The sequence below is a fragment of the Actinoplanes sp. NPDC004185 genome (assembly GCF_053603475.1).
In genome coordinates this window covers 1-18,575 of sequence record NZ_JBSGFR010000024.1, presented here as the reverse complement: position 1 = coordinate 18,575, position 18,575 = coordinate 1, and the positions used below count along the sequence as shown (strand labels likewise).

At 71.3% G+C, this 18,575-nt stretch carries 27 protein-coding genes; 12 read left to right on the top strand and 15 right to left on the bottom strand.

Annotation, left to right across the window (positions count from 1 at the left end; genetic code table 11):
• Positions 1 to 247: 247 nt before the first annotated feature.
• Entirely contained in the window at positions 248 to 1,378 is a 1,131-nt protein-coding gene (locus tag ACWEOZ_RS24135; protein ID WP_451912935.1) for an MBL fold metallo-hydrolase, read from the bottom strand.
• A 116-nt stretch (positions 1,379 to 1,494) separates the two neighbouring features.
• On the opposite strand from ACWEOZ_RS24135, the gene ACWEOZ_RS24130 reads away from it, so the two are divergent.
• From ACWEOZ_RS24130 to ACWEOZ_RS24120, 3 genes are all read left to right on the top strand, one after another.
• Positions 1,495 to 2,073 (top strand): hypothetical protein, encoded by a 579-nt coding sequence (locus ACWEOZ_RS24130; protein WP_451912934.1) that lies wholly within the window; start codon positions 1,495 to 1,497, stop codon positions 2,071 to 2,073.
• 23 nt (positions 2,074 to 2,096) lie between these two features.
• A complete protein-coding gene (locus tag ACWEOZ_RS24125) occupies positions 2,097 to 3,593 on the top strand; it encodes a deoxyguanosinetriphosphate triphosphohydrolase family protein (protein WP_451912933.1) in 1,497 nt (498 codons plus the stop codon).
• Positions 3,594 to 3,667: 74 nt separating this feature from the next.
• Positions 3,668 to 4,219, top strand: coding sequence for a hypothetical protein (locus tag ACWEOZ_RS24120; RefSeq protein ID WP_433721303.1), 552 nt, complete (start codon positions 3,668 to 3,670; stop codon positions 4,217 to 4,219).
• Here the strand turns inward: ACWEOZ_RS24120 and ACWEOZ_RS24115 are convergent.
• Positions 4,216 to 4,758, bottom strand: a complete 543-nt coding sequence (locus ACWEOZ_RS24115) for a hypothetical protein (protein ID WP_451913055.1) — start codon at positions 4,756 to 4,758, stop codon at positions 4,216 to 4,218. The genes ACWEOZ_RS24120 and ACWEOZ_RS24115 overlap by 4 nt on opposite strands.
• The gene (locus tag ACWEOZ_RS24110; RefSeq protein WP_451912932.1) at positions 4,667 to 4,945 is read right to left on the bottom strand and encodes an alpha/beta fold hydrolase; all 279 of its coding nucleotides are present in this window, start codon (positions 4,943 to 4,945) and stop codon (positions 4,667 to 4,669) included. Before ACWEOZ_RS24110 ends, ACWEOZ_RS24115 begins: the two co-directional genes overlap by 92 nt.
• A 23-nt stretch (positions 4,946 to 4,968) precedes the next feature.
• On the opposite strand from ACWEOZ_RS24110, the gene ACWEOZ_RS24105 reads away from it, so the two are divergent.
• Genes ACWEOZ_RS24105 through ACWEOZ_RS24090 form a run of 4 tightly spaced genes read left to right on the top strand, consistent with a single transcriptional unit; the run spans position 4,969 to position 6,648 of the window.
• Positions 4,969 to 5,514: a TetR/AcrR family transcriptional regulator gene (locus ACWEOZ_RS24105; protein WP_451912931.1), complete on the top strand. Its 546-nt coding sequence runs from the start codon at positions 4,969 to 4,971 to the stop codon at positions 5,512 to 5,514.
• A gap of 5 nt (positions 5,515 to 5,519) precedes the next feature.
• Positions 5,520 to 5,945: a HipA family kinase gene (locus ACWEOZ_RS24100; RefSeq protein ID WP_451912930.1), complete on the top strand. Its 426-nt coding sequence runs from the start codon at positions 5,520 to 5,522 to the stop codon at positions 5,943 to 5,945.
• Positions 5,912 to 6,274, top strand: a complete 363-nt coding sequence (locus ACWEOZ_RS24095; RefSeq protein ID WP_451912929.1) for a hypothetical protein — start codon at positions 5,912 to 5,914, stop codon at positions 6,272 to 6,274. Before ACWEOZ_RS24100 ends, ACWEOZ_RS24095 begins: the two co-directional genes overlap by 34 nt.
• A complete protein-coding gene (locus ACWEOZ_RS24090; protein ID WP_360819910.1) occupies positions 6,271 to 6,648 on the top strand; it encodes a DUF3037 domain-containing protein in 378 nt (125 codons plus the stop codon). Before ACWEOZ_RS24095 ends, ACWEOZ_RS24090 begins: the two co-directional genes overlap by 4 nt.
• Before the next feature lie 10 nt (positions 6,649 to 6,658).
• Here the strand turns inward: ACWEOZ_RS24090 and ACWEOZ_RS24085 are convergent, their stop codons facing one another.
• Together ACWEOZ_RS24085 and ACWEOZ_RS24080 are read right to left on the bottom strand one after the other, a co-directional pair.
• Positions 6,659 to 7,486, bottom strand: a complete 828-nt coding sequence (locus ACWEOZ_RS24085; protein WP_451912928.1) for a MerR family transcriptional regulator — start codon at positions 7,484 to 7,486, stop codon at positions 6,659 to 6,661.
• A gap of 34 nt (positions 7,487 to 7,520) precedes the next feature.
• Positions 7,521 to 8,471, bottom strand: coding sequence for an SDR family NAD(P)-dependent oxidoreductase (locus ACWEOZ_RS24080; RefSeq protein ID WP_451912927.1), 951 nt, complete (start codon positions 8,469 to 8,471; stop codon positions 7,521 to 7,523).
• Between the two features lie 91 nt (positions 8,472 to 8,562).
• Between ACWEOZ_RS24080 and ACWEOZ_RS24075 the strand changes: the two genes are divergently transcribed.
• Complete coding sequence (locus ACWEOZ_RS24075) at positions 8,563 to 9,630, top strand: ATP-dependent DNA ligase (protein WP_360549532.1); 1,068 nt, start codon at positions 8,563 to 8,565, stop codon at positions 9,628 to 9,630.
• 66 nt (positions 9,631 to 9,696) lie between these two features.
• Positions 9,697 to 11,268, top strand: a complete 1,572-nt coding sequence (locus ACWEOZ_RS24070) for an alpha/beta hydrolase (RefSeq protein ID WP_451912926.1) — start codon at positions 9,697 to 9,699, stop codon at positions 11,266 to 11,268.
• Here the strand turns inward: ACWEOZ_RS24070 and ACWEOZ_RS24065 are convergent.
• Positions 11,219 to 11,674: a potassium channel family protein gene (locus ACWEOZ_RS24065; RefSeq protein ID WP_451912925.1), complete on the bottom strand. Its 456-nt coding sequence runs from the start codon at positions 11,672 to 11,674 to the stop codon at positions 11,219 to 11,221. The genes ACWEOZ_RS24070 and ACWEOZ_RS24065 overlap by 50 nt on opposite strands.
• A 65-nt stretch (positions 11,675 to 11,739) precedes the next feature.
• Here ACWEOZ_RS24065 and ACWEOZ_RS24060 point away from each other — a divergent pair, with 65 nt between their 5' ends.
• Positions 11,740 to 12,252 carry an N-acetyltransferase family protein gene (locus tag ACWEOZ_RS24060; protein ID WP_451912924.1) on the top strand — a complete coding sequence of 171 codons (513 nt, stop codon included), beginning with the start codon at positions 11,740 to 11,742 and terminating at the stop codon, positions 12,250 to 12,252.
• A 4-nt stretch (positions 12,253 to 12,256) separates the two neighbouring features.
• Here ACWEOZ_RS24060 and ligD read toward each other — a convergent pair whose 3' ends face one another.
• From ligD to ACWEOZ_RS24045, 3 genes are all read right to left on the bottom strand, one after another.
• Positions 12,257 to 13,282 (bottom strand): non-homologous end-joining DNA ligase, encoded by a 1,026-nt coding sequence (ligD, locus tag ACWEOZ_RS24055; protein WP_451912923.1) that lies wholly within the window; start codon positions 13,280 to 13,282, stop codon positions 12,257 to 12,259.
• A 79-nt stretch (positions 13,283 to 13,361) separates the two neighbouring features.
• Positions 13,362 to 13,913: an LPXTG cell wall anchor domain-containing protein gene (locus tag ACWEOZ_RS24050; protein ID WP_451912922.1), complete on the bottom strand. Its 552-nt coding sequence runs from the start codon at positions 13,911 to 13,913 to the stop codon at positions 13,362 to 13,364.
• Positions 13,914 to 14,030: 117 nt separating this feature from the next.
• Entirely contained in the window at positions 14,031 to 14,519 is a 489-nt protein-coding gene (locus tag ACWEOZ_RS24045) for a PH domain-containing protein (protein ID WP_451912921.1), read from the bottom strand.
• Between the two features lie 76 nt (positions 14,520 to 14,595).
• Here ACWEOZ_RS24045 and msrB point away from each other — a divergent pair, with 76 nt between their 5' ends.
• Positions 14,596 to 15,006 (top strand): peptide-methionine (R)-S-oxide reductase MsrB, encoded by a 411-nt coding sequence (gene msrB / locus ACWEOZ_RS24040; RefSeq protein WP_212987659.1) that lies wholly within the window; start codon positions 14,596 to 14,598, stop codon positions 15,004 to 15,006.
• Here msrB and ACWEOZ_RS24035 read toward each other — a convergent pair.
• The 6 genes from ACWEOZ_RS24035 to ACWEOZ_RS24010 form a co-directional block, all read right to left on the bottom strand.
• Positions 14,999 to 15,505 carry a dihydrofolate reductase gene (locus ACWEOZ_RS24035; protein ID WP_451912920.1) on the bottom strand — a complete coding sequence of 169 codons (507 nt, stop codon included), beginning with the start codon at positions 15,503 to 15,505 and terminating at the stop codon, positions 14,999 to 15,001. The genes msrB and ACWEOZ_RS24035 overlap by 8 nt on opposite strands.
• Positions 15,502 to 16,299, bottom strand: coding sequence for a thymidylate synthase (locus ACWEOZ_RS24030; protein ID WP_451912919.1), 798 nt, complete (start codon positions 16,297 to 16,299; stop codon positions 15,502 to 15,504). Before ACWEOZ_RS24030 ends, ACWEOZ_RS24035 begins: the two co-directional genes overlap by 4 nt.
• 71 nt (positions 16,300 to 16,370) lie before the next feature.
• Complete coding sequence (locus tag ACWEOZ_RS24025; protein ID WP_451912918.1) at positions 16,371 to 16,625, bottom strand: hypothetical protein; 255 nt, start codon at positions 16,623 to 16,625, stop codon at positions 16,371 to 16,373.
• An 83-nt stretch (positions 16,626 to 16,708) separates the two neighbouring features.
• On the bottom strand, positions 16,709 to 16,921 hold the full coding sequence (locus tag ACWEOZ_RS24020) for a DUF397 domain-containing protein (protein ID WP_360549554.1): 213 nt from the start codon (positions 16,919 to 16,921) through the stop codon (positions 16,709 to 16,711).
• A 60-nt stretch (positions 16,922 to 16,981) separates the two neighbouring features.
• Positions 16,982 to 17,587 (bottom strand): NAD(P)H:quinone oxidoreductase, encoded by a 606-nt coding sequence (wrbA, locus tag ACWEOZ_RS24015; RefSeq protein WP_451912917.1) that lies wholly within the window; start codon positions 17,585 to 17,587, stop codon positions 16,982 to 16,984.
• A 73-nt stretch (positions 17,588 to 17,660) separates the two neighbouring features.
• Complete coding sequence (locus ACWEOZ_RS24010; protein ID WP_360826702.1) at positions 17,661 to 17,936, bottom strand: isoamylase early set domain-containing protein; 276 nt, start codon at positions 17,934 to 17,936, stop codon at positions 17,661 to 17,663.
• A 76-nt stretch (positions 17,937 to 18,012) separates the two neighbouring features.
• Here ACWEOZ_RS24010 and ACWEOZ_RS24005 point away from each other — a divergent pair, with 76 nt between their 5' ends.
• Positions 18,013 to 18,456 carry a GNAT family N-acetyltransferase gene (locus ACWEOZ_RS24005; protein WP_451912916.1) on the top strand — a complete coding sequence of 148 codons (444 nt, stop codon included), beginning with the start codon at positions 18,013 to 18,015 and terminating at the stop codon, positions 18,454 to 18,456.
• Positions 18,457 to 18,575 lie beyond the last annotated feature (119 nt).

Genomic DNA, 18,575 nt, shown 5'->3' with positions numbered 1-18,575 from the left:
CCTCCGCGTCACAGTCACGATCTGTTCCCCTCGGTGACGAAGGTAATACGCATTAGTTGCGGTTGAGTGACATCGTCAGTCGCTCCGCGCCCGCCGGTCAAGACGCTAATACCTATTACCTAAGGCCAAGGCGCAAAAAGAACCCGCCGCCCGGGCGGGCGGCGGGTTCTCACCATGCAATCAGCCGGCAATCGGCGGGAGCGACGGTCAGCACCACGCACGGACCTACGACATGGAATTTCTGCCTTTAAAGAGCTTGCCACCAGCCGTCGACGGCCGGCGGGTTGTCGACGTCCACCCGCTCGCCCGGGCGCGGGACCGCCAGCCGCACGTCGCGCGCCTTGGCCTCGCGCCAGGTGCGGTCGGCCGGCTCCGGCCAGTCGTGCAGCGCCAGGTTGAACGTGCCCCAGTGCACCGGGATCATGAGACCGCCCCGCACGTCCACGTGGGTGGCGACGCCGTCCTCGGGCACCATGTGGATGTCCGGCCAGGCATCACCGTAGGCGCCGATCTGCACCAGCGTCACGTCGAACGGGCCGTGCTCCTCGCCGATCCGCGCGAAGCCCGGGAAGTAGCCGGTGTCGCCGGAGTAGAACGCCTTGCGGGTGGGGCCGGCGATCACCCAGGACGACCACAGGGTCTCGTCGCGGCTGAAGCCGCGGCCGGAGAAGTGCCGCGCGGCGGTCGCGATGAACTCGATGCCGGCTACGGTCGCCCGCTCGTCCCAGTCCAGCTCGATGATCCGGGTGGCCGGCACGCCCCAGCGCTCCAGGTGCGCACCGACGCCCAGCGGCACCAGGAACGGCGCCGCCTGCAGGTCCACCAGGTTGCGGATGGAGTCCATGTCGAGGTGGTCGTAGTGGTCGTGGGAGATCAGCACCGCGTCGATCGGCGGCAGCTCGCGCAGCGCCAGCGGGGGCTCGTGCAGCCGTTTCGGGCCGGTCAGCCGGGACGGGGAGCAGCGCTCGCTCCACACCGGGTCGAGCAGGACCCGGCGGCCCTCGATCTCGATCAGCGCCGACGAGTGGCCGAACCAGGTGACGTGCAGCCCGCCCGGGTCGCCGCCGAACTCGGGGCGCAGCACCGGGATCGGCCGGCTCGGGTGCCGGCGGTCGCGGTCGGTCAGCGTCGCGGCCAGGATCCGGGGCATCGAGCCCGCGGTCACCATGGTCGCCGGCACCGTGTTGCGGAACTTGCCGTCGGAGAACTGCGGGGAACGGGAGTACCGCTCGCCGCGCTCGCCGTCGGCCCGGGCCCCGATCTTGCGGCCGCCGATCTGCGCGGGGATGTCACGAGCGGCCCAGGCCGCAGCGGCCCCCAGTGCCAGGGCCACCAATGCCCCGGTGCGCCCCCGACGGCCGTCTGCCTGTTTCGCCATACGAGATCCTCCGTGTCAGTTCTGTCCGGCTGCAAGTCTGACCGCCCACGGGCACCCGGCGCCACCGTCGTGCTGTGGATCTCCTCAGCAAAGCGCTGATATGTCACACTGCCGCCGTGACTGTCGACACCCTTCAGACCCAGCAGCAGCTCATCGTGCGTCAGCGCGTCCGCTTGATGGTCAACCAGTACGAGGTCCACGCCGTCGCCCCCGACGGGTCGGAGGCCGGCATCCTCGCGTTCGCCCAGCAGAAGCGGATGGCGTTCAAGGAGCAGGTGACTCTCTACACCGACGACACCAAGACCACTCCCGTCCTCGGTTTCAAGGCCCGTCAGGTCCTCGACCTCGGCGCCACCTACGACATCACGGACGCCTCCGGTAGTCCTATCGGCCTGTTCCGGAAGAACTTCAAGGAATCCCTGCTGCGCTCGACGTGGCACCTGGAGCAGCCCGGCTACGGCGAGATGATCGGCCGGGAGACGAACCTGACCGTCGCGATCCTGCGCCGCTTCGTCGACTCGCTGTCCTGGCTGCCGTACCACTTCGAGTTCCTGCTGAACGACCGCCCGGCGTTCTCTGTGCTCAAGAAATGGGGCCTGCGCGACAAGTATGTCGTCACGATCCACGACCCGCAGCTGGACCGCCGGCTGGTCGCCGCGATGTCCGTCGCCCTGGATGCGCTCCAGTCCCGGTAATCCGGTGCGTTAGCGTCGGGCGCATGGACGATCCACGCGCCCGGCGCCTCTTCGGCGACAGCCTCGTCGCCCCCGGCGACCTCGCCACCAGCCCCTTTCGCGTCGACCGGGACCGGATCGTCAGCTCGCCGTTCTTCGCCCGCCTCGGCGGCGTGACCCAGGTGATCAGCCCCGGCGGCGCCGGCCTGCTGGTGCACAACCGGCTCACGCACAGCCTGAAGGTGGCCCAGGTGGGCCGGGCGATCGCGGAACGCCTGGCCGCGGACCCCCGCTACGCCGACGTGCTGGACAAGCTCGGCGGCTGCGATCCCGACGTGGTCGAGGCCGCGGCGCTCGCGCACGACCTGGGGCACCCGCCGTTCGGCCACCTCGGCGAGCGGGTGCTGGACCAGCTCGCCCGGCAGCGGCTGGGACTGCGCGACGGCTTCGAGGGCAACGCCCAGTCGTACCGGATCGTCACCAGCACCGAGATCCGCGGCCAGGCCACCATCGGGCTCAACCTCACGGCCGCCACCCGCGCGGCGATCCTCAAGTACCCGTGGACCCGCCGGACCCACCCGGTGCCGCATCCCCGGTTCATGGATCCGCCGCCGCGCGGTGCGGCGGCGCCACCGGACGACCCGGACGGCGGCTCGCTGAAGTTCGGCGCGTACTCCACCGAGGTCGAGGACATGGTGCAGGCCCGGCTGCCGTTCGCCGGGCGGGTCGCCGACTGGCAGCAGACCGCCGAGGCCTCGGTGATGGACACGGCCGACGACATCGCGTACGCGATCCACGACCTCGAGGACGTGCACCGGGTCGGAGTGCTCCAGCAGGGCTCGGTGGCGGCCGAGCTGATGGCGTGGCAGCGCTCGTCGTTCCGGGAGGCCCCGGACGAGGACCTGACCGACGCCCAGCGCCGCCCGGGCAGCTCGATCGAGGCGCTGCGCCGCCAGCTGCACCGCAAGGACAGCTGGATCAGCGACGACGAGGCGTTCGCCGCGGCGGTGGAGCATGTCCGCGCCGAGCTGGTGGACGGCCTGCTGGCCGAGGCGTTCGACGGCTCGCTGGACGCGGAGGCGCAGGTCGCCGCCTTCTCGGCGAACTGGACCCGGCGCCTGGTCGAGTCGATCGAGGTGTCCGACACGCCGGCCGTGCGGTCGGGGCACGTCCTGCTGGCCCCGGCCCAGTGGCACGAGGTCCAGGTGCTCAAGTTCGTGCAGAACAGGTTCGTGCTGGCCCGCCCGGACCTGGCGCTGCACCAGCGGGGCCAGGCCCGGCTGCTGGGCTCGCTGGTCGAGGCCCTGCTGGCCTGGCTGGCCGACCCGGACGAGACCGAGCGCCTCCCCCGGCGGATCCGGGACCTGGTGGAGCTGGCTGAGGCGGAGCTGCCGGAGGGGACCCCGGACCGGATCTACCGGGCCCGCGGCCGCGCGGTGGTCGACTTCGTGGCGGCCCTGACCGACAGCCAGGCCGTCGCGCTGATGGACGCGCTGTCCGGGCGCTCGCGCCAGCTGTGGACCGATGCCTTTGTCCTCTGAGAGCTGAACGCGTTTCCTGGCGCAAGGGAAGCAACGGTGTAAGCATGTAATCATCGCTTCGCTTGGAGGTTCCCATGCGTTTCCGTCCACCCTCCGGGGCCCGCACCGAGCCACCAGCCGCCGATGACGCTGCCGCCTGGATCACCGGGGCAACGCCCGACGGCTGGTTCACCGAGCCACCCCAGGTCGTCGTCGACCGTGACGAGATCATCATCTGGGGCCGGGTGCCCACGCCCGACCTGGGCGCCGACGCCACCGACGCCGACCGTTCCGCCGCGCAGTCCGGGCGGATCCACCAGTTCCGCGAGGACACCCGCGACGGCCGGATCAAGGTCGCCCTCCAGGTCGAGCACCGCTACCAGCGCAAGGTCAGCTGGGGTGTGCGCTGCGGCGACACCGAGGAGCTGTTCACCCACCTCTCCGCCCCGGTGATGACCCGGTTGCGCCAGCCCGAGCGGCAGGTGCTGGACACCCTGGTCGACGCCGGCGTGGCCCGCAGCCGCTCCGAGGCGCTGGCCTGGTGCGTCAAGCTGGTCGGCGAGCACACCGAGGAGTGGCTCACCGAGCTGCGCGACGCCATGACCAAGGTCGAGGACCTGCGCCGCCGCGGCCCGGACGCCGCCTAGGCCCGCCGCCGGAGGGCCAGCCAGTCGGCCAGGATCCCGGGCTGGGCGAGGTAGACCTCATGGTCGCCCGCGCCCTTGACCACCACGGGCTCCTGGCCGACGAGCCCGGCGACGGCGGCGGCGATCGCGCCGTGCAGCGGATCCGGCTTCTCGCCGACCGCGACGGTGACCAGCTCGGCGGGCAGTTCGCCGGGCCCGAACCCCCGGCCGACGATGAAGTGCGCGTCGTCGCGCAGCATCGCCTCGGCGTTGGCCGCCATCGCCACGACCTGCGGGGCCGAATGATCGGCGCGGCCCTCCGACAGCACGTCCAGCACCACGTGGAACGCGCCCACCCAGTCGCCGGGATGCTCGGTCAGGTACGCCTCCCCGGGCGCGTTGATCGCCGCCTGCAGCTGCGGCCCGTCCGGCAGCACACCGAGCGCGGCCGGCTCCCAGGCGATCACCTCACCCACCGTCCCGGGATGCCGGGCGGCCAGGGCCAGCGCGACCGTGCCACCCGAGCTGAAGCCGAGCACCGTGGCACCGGCCGCGCTCACCCTCGCCCAGCAGCCGCGCCGCGTCATCGGCGTGCTGATCGGCCCCACCGCCGGGCCAGCAGTCGCGGGTGCTGCCCCCGGTGCCGCGTCGGTCGTACCAGACGACCCGGAAGCCGCGCACCGCGATCGCCTCGGCCTGGGCGTCCAGCAGGGCCGCGTCCTCGCCGCCGCCGTGGATGAGCAGCACGGCCGGGCCGTCCCCGGTGATCGGTGGCCCGCCGGCTGTTCGTCGAGCACGGGTACGCCGGCACCTCCGTCGCCCGGATCGCCCAGGAGGCGGGCGTCTCCGCGCCGACTGTCTTCGCCGGCTTCCGGTCGAAGGTCAACCTGCTCAAGGAGGCCGTCGACACCGCCATCGCGGGAGACACCGACGACCGCCCGCTGCGGGACCGGCCGGTCCTGCGGCGCATCCACGAGGCCGGCACCTTCGCCGAGGTGGTCGAGCGGATGGCCGACGCGTTCGCCGAGGTCTCCGAGCGGGCGTACCCCATCTATGCGGTCGTGCACGGCGCCGCCGACAGCGATCCGGAGATCGCGGCCCTCCTGCGGGAGCTGGACCAGCAGCGGCTCGCCGGCGCCGCGCTGCTGGCCGCGACCATGGCCGACCGGCTCGGCCGGGACGACGTCGAGGACCTCCGCGACTCGCTCTACGTGCTCCAGTCGCCCCTGCAGTACGGCCTCATCGTCCACGACCGCAACCGCCCGCCGCGCTGGTACCGCGACTGGATGGCCCGCCACCTGCACGCACTAGGGTGAGCGGCGTGCTGTCCGAGGTCATCGCCACCCGTTACGTCACTCCGCTGAGGGAGGGCGGCTCGCTGCCCGGCATCGTCGAGGCCGACAACCTCGGCACGTACGTGGTCAAGTTCCGCGGCGCCGGCCAGGGCCCCAAGGCGCTGGTGGCCGAGGTCATCTCCGGTGAGCTGGCCCGCCGGCTCGGCCTGCCCGTGCCGGAGCTCGTCGTCACCCAGCTCGATCCGGTCGTCGCGCGGGCCGAGCCCGACGAGGAGGTGCAGGAGCTGATCAAGGCCAGCGCCGGCGCCAACCTGGGGATGGACTACCTGCCGGGCGCGCTGGGCTACGACCCGGTGGCCCACCCGGTCGACGCCGAGCTGGCTCGCGCACGCTGGCCTTCGACGCGTTCGTGGAGAACGTGGACCGCAGTTGGCGCAACCCCAACCTGCTGATCTGGCACGGCGGGCTCTGGCTCATCGACCACGGCGCCACGCTCTACTTCCACCACAACTGGCCGCGCGCGGCGAACGTGGTGCACCGGGCGTACAAGTGGGACGACCATGTGCTGAAGCCGTACGCGACCGCTTTGGCGACCGCCGGCCCGGAGCTGGCCGCGCAGCTCACGCCCGCTCTCCTGGCCGAGGTCATCGACCTCGTCCCGGACGAGTGGCTGGCTGAGTTCGACTTCGCGTCGGCCGGCGACGCCCGCCGCGCCTACCTCGACCACCTCGTGGCCCGGGCCGCCGAGCCCGCCGCCTGGCTGCCGGGGGTCCCGGCATGAGGGTGCCCTACGAGTACGCGATCGTCCGCGCGGTCCCCCGGGTCGAGCGCGGCGAGTTCATCAACGTCGGCGTGGTCCTCTACTGCCAGCGCCTCGACTTCCTGGCCGCCCGCACCCACCTGCACGAGCCGCGGCTGCTCGCCCTCGATCCCCACGCCGACCTGGACGGCATCCGCGCGTCGCTGCAGTCCTGGGAGATCACCTGTGCCGGGGGCGCGGACGGCGGCGCGGCCCGTGAGATGAAGCAGGGCGAGCGCTTCCGCTGGCTGGTCGCTCCGCGCAGCACGATCCTGCAGGCCGGTCCGGTGCACATGGGCCTGGCCGCGGACCCGTCGGCGGAGCTGGACCGGCTGGTCGAGCTCCTCGTCCGGTAGGGCGTCCCGGTCAAGGACCCACGGGCTGGGCGACGTGCACGAACGGGTCGGTGCCGGCGATCGTGTGCCAGTCGGCCAGGTAGATCTCGCGTACGGGCGCGGTCCGGACCAGGCCCTCGGCGTCGACGTGCCGGGCCAGGGTGTCGTAGGCCTGCATGATCCGCGGATAGAAGCAGTCGTCGCGGGCGACCGTGGTGCGGAGCTCGGTGTGCGCGGGCTCCAGCCGGATCACCATCGTGCCCGCCGGCTCGGCCGCCCCGGTGAACGGCACGCAGACCTCGACCGTGGCCTCGCTGTCCGGGGTGACGAAACCGTGGTAGATCACCCAGTGCTCGGCGGTGGTGGTCGCCCCGGCCAGCTGGTCGCGTACCTGCCACTGGAGCTCGTGGATCGTGCCGGCCAGTCCCTGCTGGTCGGTGGCCCGGCGGATGGCCGCGACCTTGGTGGCCGGCACCGCCCGCCGGTGCACCTCGTACGTCGTGGCGGGCTGGGTGGCCGCGGCGAGCTGGACGCGTAGCCAGCCGATGCTGCCCCGCTTGGCCGCCGTGGCCTGCTCCTGGGCCGCCCACCAGCGGTCGAGGCGCACCACCGCCTCCTCGTCGGTGCCGGCCAGCACCTCGGCGACGACGGCGAGCGGCATGTCGAGGCGGCGCAGCAGACTGATCCGGCGGGCCCGGTCGAGCTGGCTGACCGCGTACCGGCGGTAGCCGTTGACCGGGTCCACCTCGGCCGGGGGCAGCAGGCCGGACAGGTCGTAGAGGCGCAACGCCTTGACCGACAGGCCGGACCGGCGGCCGAACTCGCCGATCGTCAGCCCCCGCTGATCCCGCACGGTCATGCCGACGAGTCTGCACCCTGCCCCTGGGGACGACTCAAGACCCGCGGCTCAGACGGCGCACGCCGACCGCCACCGTGGTCGAGGCCAGCACTGTCGCGGTGGCGGCGAGCGCCGCGACCGGCAGCCGGCCCCAGCGCGCCGGTCCACCCTCGACCCGGCCGGCGGGCCGGAAGACGTTGCCGGCGTCCGGCGTGGCCCGGCGCCGGCTCAGGCCCAGCCGGTCCATCATCGGCCCGACCAGCGCGTCGTAGACCGGCGGCATGGCCTTGAAACCCAGCTCGGTGAACCTGTTGGCCGCTCCGACCGACAGCTCCCGGCGGGGGCGGTCGGCGAGCCGCACGATACCCGCGCCCATCCGCTCGGCGGAGTCGACCGGCGGCGGCGGGCGGCCCACGAAACCGGCGTAGTTGGCCGCGCTCGTGTAGATCGGCGTGTCCACGCTGCCCGGCACGAGCTGGCAGACGTTGATGCCGGGAGCGTCGCGGGTCTCCTGCCGCAAGGTCCGGGCCAGGCCGCGCAGGCCCCACTTCGAGGTCACGTAGGCCGACATGTACGGCGCGGTGATGTGCCCGAGCAGCGAGCCGCACAGGATCAGCGTCCCGTGGCCCTGGCTCCGGAACACCCTCAGCGCCGCGCGGGCGACGTTCGCCGAACCGAGCAGATCCGTCGTGACCACGTGGTCGAAGACGTCCGGGGGCACATCCTCGAACTTGCCGTACGCCATCACCGCCGCACTGTCGGACCAGACGTCGATCCGGCCGAACCGCTCGACGGCGGCGTCCGCGAGCTCCTCCACCTGCGCCCGTACGCTGATGTCGGTCGGCACCACCAGCGGGCTCCCGCCGCAGCTCGCGGCCACCTTCTCCAGATCGGCCAGGCCCCGGGCGGCCAGCACCAGCCGATCCCCTCGCGCGGCGAAGGCGAGCGCGGCGGCCCGGCCGATCCCGCTGGACGCACCGGTCAGTACCACCACACGTGAGCTCATCGCCTACCCCTACCCGGCTATCGGCCCGGCGAACTTGACGGACCGGTGCGTCCGGGCTTCCTTTCCGGGCGCGAACGGGGAGACTGGGCCGATGGACCTGCCGATCAACCCGCCCGTGAAGCCGATGCTGGCCAAGCCCGTCGCGGACATCCCCGCCGGGCAGCTCTACGAGCCCAAGTGGGACGGCTTCCGGTCGATCATCTTCCGCGACGGCGACGAGGTGGAGATCGGCAGCCGCAACGAGAAGCCGATGACCCGCTACTTCCCCGAGGTGGTCGAGGCGGTGCTGGCCAACTTCCCGGCCCGGGCGGTGATCGACGGCGAGATCATCGTGGCCGACACCGAGCGCAACACCCTCGACTTCGAGGCCCTTCAGCAGCGCATCCACCCGGCGGCGAGCCGGGTCAAGCTGCTCTCCGAGCAGACCCCGGCCGGCTTCGTGGCCTTCGACCTGCTGGCGCTGGGGGACGAGGATCTGACCACGCGGCCCTTCGCCGAGCGCCGGGCCCGGCTGGAGCAGTGCCTGGCCGAGGCGAAACCCCCGGTGTACGTGACGCCGGCGACCGACGACCTGGAGACCGCGCGGCGGTGGTTCGGCGAGTTCGAGGGCGCCGGGCTCGACGGGCTGATCGCCAAGGGCAAGGACCTGGGCTACGAGCCGGACAAACGGGTCATGACCAAGATCAAGCACAAGCGTACGGCGGACTGCGTCGTGGCCGGTTACCGCGTGCACAAGTCCGGCGAGAACCGGATCGGCTCGCTGCTGCTCGGCCTCTACGACGAGCGCGACGTGCTGGTCTCGGTCGGGGTCATCGGCTCGTTCCCGATGGCCGTCCGCGAGGAGCTCTTCACCGAGATGCAGCACCTGGTCACCACCTTCGAGGGGCACCCGTGGAACTGGGCCGCCCACGAGCAGGGCGAGCGCACCCCGCGCAAGAACGAGGTCAGCCGCTGGAACAACGGCAAGGACCTGTCCTTCGTGCCGCTGCGACCCGAACGCGTGGTCGAGGTCCGCTACGACTACATGGAGGGCCTGCGCTTCCGGCACACCGCCCAGTTCGAACGCTGGCGCCCGGACCGCGAGCCGCGCACGTGCACCTACGAGCAGCTGGAGCGGCCGGTGCGGTTCCAGCTCGCCGACGTGCTGACGAGCCGCTGAGCCAGGTTGTCAGACTTCTCGGCTAGCCTCGTGCGAGCAAGAGCCGATCGAGAAAGGCCGCGCACTGTGCCGCGTACCCCCCGCCTGGTCCTGGCCGCACTGGTCGCCGCGGTCATCGTGACCGCCGGTTGCACGCTGCCGGTGTTCGCCCCCGACGACTCCGACGGTGCCGCTCCGGTCACCACCGGCAGCAAGGCGCCGCCCGCGGTGCCCGGTACCCAGGCGCAGTGGACGGCCTGCCCGGACGTGCCGGAGAAGCTGGTCGGCCGGGCCGCGTCCGGCATGACCTACGACTGCGCGTCGGTGGCCGTACCGCGCAACTGGGCGGCCCCGCAGTCCGGCGAGACCTACGACGTCGCGATGATCCGGATCCGCTCGGCCACCCAGCACGACCGGATCGGCTCGTTGCTGGTCAACCCCGGTGGCCCCGGCGGCTCGGGCATCGACTACTCGGTCTACGTCTCGTTCGGGCAGGCGCTGGGCGGGCTGCCCACCGAAGTGACCGACCGGTTCGACATCATCGGCTTCGACCCGCGCGGCGTCGGGCGCTCCGACCCGATCAAGTGCATCAGCAGCAAGGATCAGGACGCCACCTTCTCGGCGCCGCCGGACCCGGCCACCGACGCCGAGTTCCAGGAGCTCGTCGCGCTCAACAAGCGGGTGGCCGAGGGCTGCGGCCAGAAGTACGGCGCCCAGCTCCCGCTCTTCTCCACCGAGCAGGCCGCCCGCGACATGGACGCGATCCGCGCGGCCGTCGGCGACCAGAAGACGACCTACCTGGGCCTCTCCTACGGCACCCTGCTCGGCGCCACGTACGCCCAGCTCTTCCCGGACAAGATCCGGGCGCTGGTGCTCGACGGCGCGATCAACCCCAAGCAGGACTTCATCGCCGGCTCCGAGGCGCAGGCCAAGGGCTTCGAGCGGGCGTTCACCAACTTCACCACCTGGTGCAAGGCCAACGCGGCCAAGTGCCCGATCGCGCCGGACGCCCGCGGCGCGGTCACCGACGCCCTGGCCAAGGCCAAGGTGTCCCCGGTCGAGGGCCCCGACGGCCGCGAGGCCACCCCCGGCTGGATCTTCGTGGCGGTGATCTCGTCGCTCTACACCGAGTCCGGCTGGCAGCAGCTCGCCAAGGCGGTCGACGGCCTGCAGACCGGCGACGCGAGCGACATCTTCGACCTCGCCGACCAGTACGCCGACCGCAAGCCGGACGGCAGCTACTCCAACCTGTTCGACGCCAACCTCACGGTGAACTGCGCGGACACCGCCGGCGCCCCCACAGTGGAGAAGATCCGCCAGCTGCAGGGCGAGTGGCGCAAGAAGTACCCGCTGTTCGGCGCCTCGCTGGCCGTGGGCATGCTGCCGTGCACCTTCTGGCCGGGCACCCGGGACCCGTACCCGGCCGGTGCGGCCACCGGCGCGCCGCCGATCGTGGTCGTCGGCACCACCGGTGACCCCGCGACCCCGTACGAGAACACCGCCGAGCTGGCCAAGATGCTCGGCACCGGGCAGGTCCTCACCTGGGAGGGCGAGGGACACACGGCGTATCCCAGCACCAAGTGCATCGTCGACGCGGTCGACGGCTACCTCATCGATCTGCAGGTGCCGAAGGAGGGGCTGCGCTGCCCTCCGCGATGATCCCCTCGCGGGCGGCCAGCTCCGACAGCAGGTGACGCACCTCCCGGAGGTTGTTCTTCAGCTCCTCCTGCTCGTCGTGCTGGAACGCGTCGTGATCGACGATCAGCTTGCTGGCGAACTGGGCCGTGATCAGCGGGACCACGATCAGCACCATGAGCGAGATGAGCAGGCCGGCCATCACGCGGCCGACGCCCGTCTTGGGCGAGATGTCGCCGTAGCCCACCGTCGAGGCGGTGACCACGGCCCACCACAGGGCGTCGCCGTAGGGGACTTTCTCGACGAAGTGGTAGATCACGCTGCACATCGCGATGAGCAGCGAATAGGACAGGATCAACGTGGGCGGCGAGTTGGCGAGCCAGACCAGCCCGCGATAGATCCCCCGCACCGGGACCAACAGCAGTCGCATGCGGTCATCGTGCCCGGCCGTGGCCAGTCGGCGGCTCAGCCCGTCGGGCGTGTCAGGATGGCCGCGTGGCCCACGTGATCTTCCGCAGCGCGACCCGAGCCGATGTCCCGGCGATCCTCGAGCTCCTCACCGACGACGAGATCGCCCGGTCCCGCGATGCCGCCGCCGCGCCGCCGCCGGCCGGCGGGGCCGGCGCCGAGGCCACCGGTGGCCTCACTCCCGAGGCGGTGGACGCGGCCTGCTGGGCGGCCTTCGAGGCGATCGACGCCGACCCCCGCAACGAGCTGATCGTGGCGGACGAGGACGGCACGGTGGTCGGCACCTGCCAGCTCACCTTCACCCCGTCGCTGAGCCGGCGCGGCGCCGAGCGGATGACCATCGAGGCGGTCCGGGTGCGCGGTGACCTGCGCGGACGCGGCATCGGCCGGGCGCTGATGGCCTGGTCGCTGGAGCGGGCCCGGGAACGCGGCTGCAGCCTGGCCCAGCTCACCACCGACAAGCGCCGCACGGACGCCCACCGCTTCTACGCCTCGCTGGGCTTCCAGGCCTCGCACGAGGGCTTCAAGATCGCGCTGTAGCCGGTCACCAGTTCGCCTCGTTCTTGCGGCTGGGCTGCACCCGCGGCGGCTCTCCGGGCATCTTGGGATGGTCCGGCGGGTACGGCAGGTCGCCGAGCCCGTTCTGTTCGTCCCGGGCCGACCACTCCAGCAGCGGCGCGATGTCGTGGGCCACGTCGTCGATCCCGGCGTGCGGGTCACCGATCTTGGCGAACCGCTCGGGCACCGTCCGCAGGTCGAAGTCGTCCGGCTCCACGTCGGGCAGCTCGGCCCAGGTCACCGGCGTGGAAACCGTGGCCCGCGCGTTGGCGCGCAGCGAGTACGCACAGGCGATCGTCCTGTCCCGGGCCGTCTGGTTGTAGTCCAGGAAGACCCGCTCGCCGCGCTCCTCCTTCCACCACGCCGTGGTGATCCGGTCCGGGCTGCGGCGTTCCACCTCGCGGGCCAGCGCGATCGCCGCCCGGCGCACCTCCACGAAGGAGTGGGTGGGGGCGATCCGCACGTACACGTGGACGCCGCGGCCACCGGAGGTCTTCGGATAGCCGGTCCAGCCCAGCTCGTCCAGGACCTCGTGGACCACCCCGGCGGTGGTGATCACGTCGCCGAAGCCGGTGCCCGGCTGCGGGTCGAGGTCGATGCGCAGCTCGTCCGGCTGGTCCGGGGACGCGGCCCGCACCGGCCAGGGGTGGAAGACGATGGTGCCCATCTGCGCGGCCCACGCGACGTGCGCGAGGTCGGCCGGGCAGAGCTCATCGGCGGTACGCCCGCTCGGGAACGTGATCGTGGCGCTCTCGACCCAGGCCGGCACGCCCCGGGTGGAGATCCGCTTCTGGAAGAACATCTCCCCCTCGATGCCGTCGGGGAAGCGCTGCAGCGTCGTCGGGCGGTGGTCGAGCGCGCGCATGATGCCGTCGCCGACCGCCAGGTAGTACTCGAAGACGTCCCGCTTGGTGTAGCCCCGCTGCGGGAAGACGACCTTGTCGGGGCTGCTCAGCCGGACCGGCCGGCCGGCGACCTCGACCTCGACGGCGGGTGACTTCGACGATGCCATGCCAAGACCTTAAGCCCGCGACGGCGAAGGCCGCCCCCGGATGTTCCCGGGGACGGCCTTACGAGGCAGTTGCCGCTGCTCAGGCGCTGCGACGACGCCGGCTGTAGTACACGGCGGCCGCGCCGCCCGCGACCATCAGGCCGCCGAGCGCGATGGTGAGACCCATCGGCGCGCCGGTCAGCGGGAGCGTGCCGCCCGCGCTGACGCCGCCGCCCGGGGTGCTCTGGCTGGGCGCCGGCGAGGTCGCCGGGCTCTCGCCGCCCGGCGGGACGGTGTCGACGCTGGCGGTCGGCGTCGACGGGCTCGGCGACGGGGTCGGGCTCTCGCCGCCGTAGCCACCGTTGCCGCGGGTGGGCCCGGTGCCGTTGTCGTCCGGCGTCGCACCGGTGTCACCCGGCTTGGTGTCGCCCGGCTTGGTGTCGCCCGGCTTGGTGTCGTCGGTGTAGCCGTAGTCGCACTTGTCGCCCCGCTGCACCTCGGAACACGGCGTGGTCATCACGGCGGGCTGCTTGGCGCGAGCGGCGGACTCGTCGCCCGTCGCGGCGGCCGGGGCCCCGGTGAGGGCCAGAGCGGCGAGGACGGTGACGCCGGCCGCGGGCAGTCCAGCGGCCAACCGGCGCGTCAAACTCATGAAGGGAATCCGTTCTGTTGCGGTAAGTCCGTCTTGGTCCGGTGGGAGCTTAGCGGCTAATGCCGGATTTGGTGGCATTGCCCCTCCGGCGAGTCCCCATCGAAAAGGTGAACGAGCTCAGCTCGGCAGGCCACCGAAGCGGTGACTGCGCCACAGGTGGGACAGCGCGAAGACCTTCAGCTCGAACTGCGGATCGGCGGCGAACAGCTCACCGCTGTACGGCGCCTGCAACTGCACGCTGGCGCCGGACTCCAGGTAGACGGAGACGACCGTACGGGCCCCGCGGCGCTCGGCCCGCAGGTCCACGACCCGGCTCCACGGCTGCACCCCGGCCCCGAACGGGGTCACGGTCCGGATGCCACCGGCGTCGATCTCGGTGCCCAGCCGTGGCCGCAACAGCACTCCGGCCAGCGCACCGGCCAGCGGCGGACCGAACGCGAGCACCGCCCACACCCAGGCCGGTGGCGCGGAGGCCGCCGTCCAGGCGAGGGCCACCATCGTGGCGAGCAGACCGGCCGACATTCCCACCACCGCGCCCAGCACGCCGAGGTACATGCCACGGGCGAGGGCCTGCTGCCAGGTGGGGCTGAAACGCGTCGCATCCATGACCGTTCAACGGCTGCGGCCCGGCCCGTCGGCGCACTGGCGGTGCGCCGCTGCCGTACCGACGTACCTTTGGAGCATGGCAACTGACAAGACCACCCTGCCCACCACCGAAGAAGAGTGGCGGGTCCGCCTGAGCCCCGACGAGTTCCGGGTGCTGCGCCAGGGCGCCACCGAGCCGGCCTGGCGCGGCGAGTACGTCGACACCAAGACCGAGGGCACCTACGAGTGCCGGGCCTGCGGCGCCGCGCTCTACCCGAGTGACACCAAGTTCGACTCGCACTGCGGCTGGCCGTCGTTCGACGACGCCATCCCGGGCGCGATCAAGGAGATCGAGGACCGCAGCCTCGGCATGGTCCGCACCGAGATCCAGTGCGCCCGCTGCGGCAGCCACCTGGGCCACGTCTTCCGCGGCGAGATGATGACGGCCAAGAACACGCGGCACTGCGTGAACAGCCTGTCGATCAAGCTCGACCCGAAGCCTATGTGAAGTTGCCTGGGTTTTCCGCCGCGGGTGAACTCAGCTCCTCCACGGTGTAACGCACGCCGGTGTCCGACGTCCTGGTGTCGGCACCGGCGGTGAGCTGCCATTCCGGCCCGAGCCGGGGGGCGAAGGTGTCCCCCTCGACGGCGAGGTCGATGCGGGTCCGCACGATGTGCCCGGCGTACGGCAGCAGCGCGGTGTAGACCGCCGCCCCGCCCATCACCCAGAAGTCGTCGTGGACCCGCAGCAGCTCGCCGACCGAGCCGAAGGTCTCGGCCCCCGCGGCGGCCCAGCCCGGTTGCCGGGTCAGCACCACGTTGCGCCGGCCGGGCAGCGGCCGGAAGCGCTCCGGCAGCGAATCCCAGGTCGTCCGGCCCATCACCACGGTGGCACCCATCGTGCGCTCCCGGAAGATCTTCTGCTCGCCGGGCACGTGCCAGGGAATCGCCCCCTTGGCCCCGATGACGCCACCGCGCGCCTCGGCCCAGATCATGTGGATCGTCATACCGCGACCGGCGCCCGCAGGGCCGGGTGGTGCTGGTAGTCGACGAGCGAGAAGTGCTCGTAGTCGTAGTCGAAGAGGGACTCCGCCGGCGCGATCTCCAGCTTCGGGAACGGGTACGCGGGCCGGCTGAGCTGCTCGCGCACCTGCTCGACGTGGTTGGCGTAGATGTGGCAGTCGCCGCCCACCCAGATGAAGTCGCCGGGGATCAGCCCGGTCTGCGCCGCGATCATCTGCGTCAGCAGCGCGTAGCTGGCGATGTTGAACGGCACACCCAGGAACATGTCGGCGCTGCGCTGGTAGAGCTGACAGGAGAGCCGGCCGTCGGCCACGTAGAACTGGAACAGCGCGTGGCACGGCGCGAGGGCCATCTCGGGCAGCTCGGAGACGTTCCAGGCCGAGACGATCATGCGGCGCGAGTCGGGGTCGCGGCGCAGCGTGGCCAGCAGCTCGCTGATCTGGTCGACGTGGCCGCCGTCCGGGGTGGGCCAGGACCGCCACTGCTTGCCGTAGACGGGGCCCAGCTCGCCGTTCTCGTCGGCCCACTCGTCCCAGATGGTCACGCCGCGCTCGCGCAGCCACCGGGTGTTGCTGTCGCCGCGCAGGAACCAGAGCAGCTCGACCGCGACCGACTTGAAGTGCACCCGCTTGGTGGTGATCAGCGGGAAGCCCTGGGACAGGTCGTAGCGCAGTCGCTCACCGAAGAGGCTGACCGTGCCGGTGCCGGTGCGGTCCGCCTTCGGGATGCCGGTCTCGAGGACCCGGCGCAGCAGCTCTTCGTACTGGGTGTCGACCATGGCGCCACGCTAGCGCCTCCGCCGCCCCGGAGCCGAGAGGGACCCGGGCGGCGGAGGTCACATGCGCGGCACTAGTGAGCCCAGGAATCACTCATCGCGGAGATCTGCTGGTTGAGCTGCTGGAGGTCACGGTTCGGCTCCTCGCGCTGCTTGGCCGGGTCGACCGCGGAGAAACCGAGCTGAGTGCCGAGCTGCTGCCAGCGGGCGAACAGGATGGACTCCATGAGCACGTCCTTGACGTCCTCGTGGGCTGCCTCGAGCTCATGCACGGCGGCCTCGTACCGCTCCACCTTTTTGAGCAGGTCAGAACTCTCGTGAATGGTCATACCGGGAGGTTACCTAGAAATGAACCTTTTTCAGGTAAAAATCCGGATACCGAGGTATGTCCGACCAGGCCACGCTACCAACGCTACAAGTCGAACTCGCCGTCCTTGGCGCCGCCGACGAAAGCGTCCCATTCGTCCGGCGTGAAGAAGAGCACGTCGCCGTCGGGCTTACGGGAGTCACGGACGGCGACACCACCGTCCAGCAGGGCGACCTCGACGGCGGCGGCACCCGGCTGCGCGGTACCGCCGCTGCGGCGCCATACGGCGTTGGTCAGATCAGCCTCGAACTTTTTCACGCCGCACAGTGTGCCAAGTCACGGCCGCGGACGTAAGGGCTGTAACCGGTACGGGTGGCGTCAGTCCTTGAGCTTGCCGGCGATCTTGACGATGCGCTGCGTCAGGTGGTCGAGCGCGGCGTTCTCCGGGTCACCCAGTGGGTTGTCGTTGTTGCCCCCGGTGACGTGCGAGACGCCGTACGGGTTGCCGTCGGCGAACTTCAGCGGGTCGGTGTAACCCGGGGCCACCACGATGCCGCCGAAGTGGTGAATCGTGTTGTACAGCGCCAGCAGCGTCGACTCCTGGCCGCCGTGCGCGGTCATCGAGGCGGTGAAGCCGGCGTACGCCTTGTCGGCGAGCTGGCCCTGCTGCCACTGCGGGCCGAGCGTGTCGAGGAACTGCTTCAGCTGGCTGGCCACGTTGCCGTAGCGGGTGGGGGTGCCGAAGAGCACGGCGTCCGCCCACACGATGTCGTCGGCGGATGCCTTGGGCTCATCCTTGGTGCGGTCGAAGTGCTGGCTCCACGCCGCGTTCGAGGCGATGGCCTCCTGCGGCGCGAGCTCCGCCACCTGACGCAGGCGCACCTCGGCGCCCGCCTTCTCCCCCGCCTGGGCGATCCGCTCCGCCATGGCGTGGATCGTGCCGGTCGAGGAGTAGTACACGACTGCGAGCTTCACGTTAGCCACTGGGGCCCCTTCCGTAGTTGCTTGTAGCGTCAACTATCTGGAAGGACTTGCCCGAGTGCCGGGCAACGAAACGTCAGAGCACGAGTTCGCTGCCGTGCGGCCCGACCGCGTCGGCGTGCTCGTCGTCCAGCCACACGCCGTCGCTGGCGAGATACCGGAAGCGGTAGTGACCCGGCTCCAGCCGCACGGTGACCGTCCGGGTGCCGTCCCGCCGGTCCTTGAGCTCGTGCAGGCCCGGTTCCCAGTCGTTGAACGTGCCGACCACGCTCACCGGCCCGGCCGGGGCATCCTTGGGCAGGCAGAACGTCACCCGGGTCTTGTCGCCGAAGAGCTTGCTTCGCTTGATCATTCTCGCCTCCAGAGTGCGCGGCTCCTCCTGCACCAACGGGCGAGGGTGCGTTTCGGTGACGCCTAAAATCCGACTCATGCATCCGGAGCCCCGAGACGAGATCCGGGTGGCGTCGTTCCGCGACCTCGACGCCACCACCCTGTACGCGATCCTGAAGCTGCGTGTCGACGTGTTCGTCGTGGAGCAGAAATGCCCGTACCCGGAGCTGGACGGGCGCGACGACGAGCCCGGCACCCGCCACGTGTGGCTGGCCCGGGGCGACGAGATCCTGGCCTACCTGCGGATCCTCGACGACGGCGGCGCCGAGCGGATCGGCCGCGTGGTCACCGCCCCGAACGCGCGCAAGGGCGGCTACGCGAGCAGGCTGATGGCCCACGCGCTCGAGGTGATCGGCAACCGGCCGAGCACGCTGGAGGCGCAGGCGTACCTCACCGGCTTCTACAGCCGTTTCGGCTTCGTGGCGACCGGACCCGAATATCTGGAGGACGGCATCCCCCACGTACCCATGAAGAGGTCCTAGGTCGCGTTTCGTAATGTCGGGCGCTGGCTGAGGTTGCGGCGTGGCGGTGATCGATAGACGAAGAGGTCTCCGGTAAGTGGTTCAGCGACCAAGCAGAACTTCATACCGGAGACCTCGTG